A 3,195-nucleotide genomic window follows, 5' to 3' on the forward strand; every position below is an offset into this window, starting at 1 on the left:
GGAGCCTGACGATTACCTACTTTCACACGGGCAATCCGCACTATCATCGGCGTGGAGTCGTTTCACGGTCCTGTTCGGGATGGGAAGGGGTGGGACCGACTCGCTATGGTCATCAGGCTTTAAGGGGATGTTGTATCGCCATTGGGGGCGCTACAACCAATCGGGGAAGAAGTAGTAGTGAATTCGGGTGGCGATTGTCGCACACGCTGTGACTCGACCAGTGGCGCCCTCTTCGAGGGTGGGGTCCAAGTAAGCGCTGAAGCGCTAACTTTGACCGACAAAACACACTGGTTATAGGATCAAGCCTTACGGGCAATTAGTATCAGTTAGCTCAATGCATTACTGCACTTACACACCTGACCTATCAACGTCCTGGTCTGGAACGACCCTTCAAGGGGCTCGAAGCCCCGGGGATATCTCATCTTAAGGCGAGTTTCCCGCTTAGATGCTTTCAGCGGTTATCTCTTCCGAACATAGCTACCCGGCGATGCCACTGGCGTGACAACCGGTACACCAGAGGTTCGTCCACTCCGGTCCTCTCGTACTAGGAGCAGCCCCCTTCAAATATCCAACGCCCACGGCAGATAGGGACCAAACTGTCTCACGACGTTTTAAACCCAGCTCACGTACCTCTTTAAATGGCGAACAGCCATACCCTTGGGACCGGCTACAGCCCCAGGATGAGATGAGCCGACATCGAGGTGCCAAACACCGCCGTCGATATGAACTCTTGGGCGGTATCAGCCTGTTATCCCCAGAGTACCTTTTATCCGTTGAGCGATGGCCCTTCCATACAGAACCACCGGATCACTATGACCTGCTTTCGCACCTGCTCGACTTGTCGGTCTCGCAGTTAAGCACGCTTATGCCATTGCACTATCAGCACGATTTCCGACCGTACCTAGCGTACCTTCGTACTCCTCCGTTACGCTTTGGGAGGAGACCGCCCCAGTCAAACTGCCTACCATGCACTGTCCCCGATCCGGATCACGGACCAAGGTTAGAACCTCAAACAAACCAGGGTGGTATTTCAAGGACGGCTCCACCGAAACTGGCGTTCCGGTTTCATAGCCTCCCACCTATCCTACACAGATCGGTTCAAAGTCCAATGCAAAGCTACAGTAAAGGTTCATGGGGTCTTTCCGTCTAGCCGCGGGGAGATTGCATCATCACAAACACTTCAACTTCGCTGAGTCTCGGGAGGAGACAGTGTGGCCATCGTTACGCCATTCGTGCAGGTCGGAACTTACCCGACAAGGAATTTCGCTACCTTAGGACCGTTATAGTTACGGCCGCCGTTTACCGGGACTTCAATCAAGAGCTTGCACCCCATCATTTAATCTTCCGGCACCGGGCAGGCGTCACACCCTATACGTCCACTTTCGTGTTTGCAGAGTGCTGTGTTTTTATTAAACAGTCGCAGCCACCAGTTTATTGCAACCCTTTCACCCTCCTGGCGCAGGCCAGTCAAGCTACCAGGGCGTACCTTATCCCGAAGTTACGGTACCAATTTGCCGAGTTCCTTCTCCCGAGTTCTCTCAAGCGCCTTAGAATACTCATCTCGCCCACCTGTGTCGGTTTGCGGTACGGTCATCGTTAGACTGAAGCTTAGAGGCTTTTCTTGGAACCACTTCCAATTGCTTCGTGACCGAAGTCACTCGCGCCACACCCTTGAATTGCGTGCCCGGATTTGCCTAAGCACCTTCTCCAATGCAGCGACCGGGACGTCCAACACCCGGACAACCTTCCGCGATCCGTCCCCCCATCGCATCTAACAATGGTGCAGGAATATTGACCTGCTTCCCATCAGCTACGCATTTCTGCCTCGCCTTAGGGGCCGACTCACCCTACGCCGATGAACGTTGCGTAGGAAACCTTGGGCTTACGGCGAGGGGGCTTTTCACCCCCTTTATCGCTACTCATGTCAGCATTCGCACTTCCGATACCTCCAGCACGCTTTTCAACGCACCTTCGCAGGCTTACGGAACGCTCTCCTACCATGCGAGTAAAACTCGCATCCGCAGCTTCGGTGACTGGCTTGAGCCCCGTTACATCTTCCGCGCAGGACGACTCGATCAGTGAGCTATTACGCTTTCTTTAAAGGGTGGCTGCTTCTAAGCCAACCTCCTGACTGTTTTAGCCTTCCCACTTCGTTTCCCACTTAGCCAATCTTTGGGACCTTAGCTGGCGGTCTGGGTTGTTTCCCTCTTGACACCGGACGTTAGCACCCGATGTCTGTCTCCCGTGATTGCACTCTTCGGTATTCGGAGTTTGCTATGGCGTAGTAATCCGCAATGGACCCCACAACCATGACAGTGCTCTACCCCCGAAGGTGATACACGAGGCACTACCTAAATAGTTTTCGGAGAGAACCAGCTATTTCCAAGTTTGTTTAGCCTTTCACCCCTATCCACAGCTCATCCCCTAACTTTTCAACGTTAGTGGGTTCGGTCCTCCAGTACGTGTTACCGCACCTTCAACCTGGCCATGGATAGATCACTTGGTTTCGGGTCTACGCCCAGCAACTGATCGCCCTATTCGGACTCGCTTTCGCTACGCCTGCCTTAATCAGTTAAGCTCGCTACTGAACGTAAGTCGCTGACCCATTATACAAAAGGTACGCCGTCACCCGTTTCCAGGCTCCGACTGTTTGTATGCATGCGGTTTCAGGATCTATTTCACTCCCCTCCCGGGGTTCTTTTCGCCTTTCCCTCACGGTACTGGTTCACTATCGGTCGATCACGAGTATTTAGCCTTGGAGGATGGTCCCCCCATCTTCAGACAGGATTTCACGTGTCCCGCCCTACTTGTCGTACCCCTAGTTCTTTCATACTGTTTTCGCTTACAGGGCTATCACCTGCTATGGCCGCACTTTCCAGAGCGTTCAGCTAACAATACAAATAAAGAGTACAGGCTCTTCCCATTTCGCTCGCCACTACTTTGGGAATCTCGGTTGATTTCTTTTCCTGCGGTTACTTAGATGTTTCAGTTCACCGCGTTCGCTTCGCATAGCCTATGTATTCAGCTATGGATACTCCATACGGAGTGGGTTTCCCCATTCGGACATCTTCGGATCAATGCTCGTTTGCCAGCTCCCCGAAGCTTTTCGCAGGCTACCGCGTCCTTCATCGCCTGTGATCGCCAAGGCATCCACCACATGCACTTGTTCGCTTGACCCTATAACGAGTGTGTCTC

General features: G+C 53.0%; 2 rRNA genes. Both read right to left on the reverse strand.

The window, feature by feature from the left end:
• Positions 1-3: 3 nt before the first annotated feature.
• A 5S ribosomal RNA gene (gene rrf / locus NCR34_RS27780) occupies positions 4-117 on the reverse strand.
• 178 nt (positions 118-295) lie between these two features.
• Positions 296-3,177 (reverse strand): 23S ribosomal RNA (locus tag NCR34_RS27785).
• Positions 3,178-3,195 lie beyond the last annotated feature (18 nt).

The organism is Caballeronia sp. GAWG1-5s-s, from assembly GCF_023631445.1.
GTDB lineage: Bacteria > Pseudomonadota > Gammaproteobacteria > Burkholderiales > Burkholderiaceae > Caballeronia.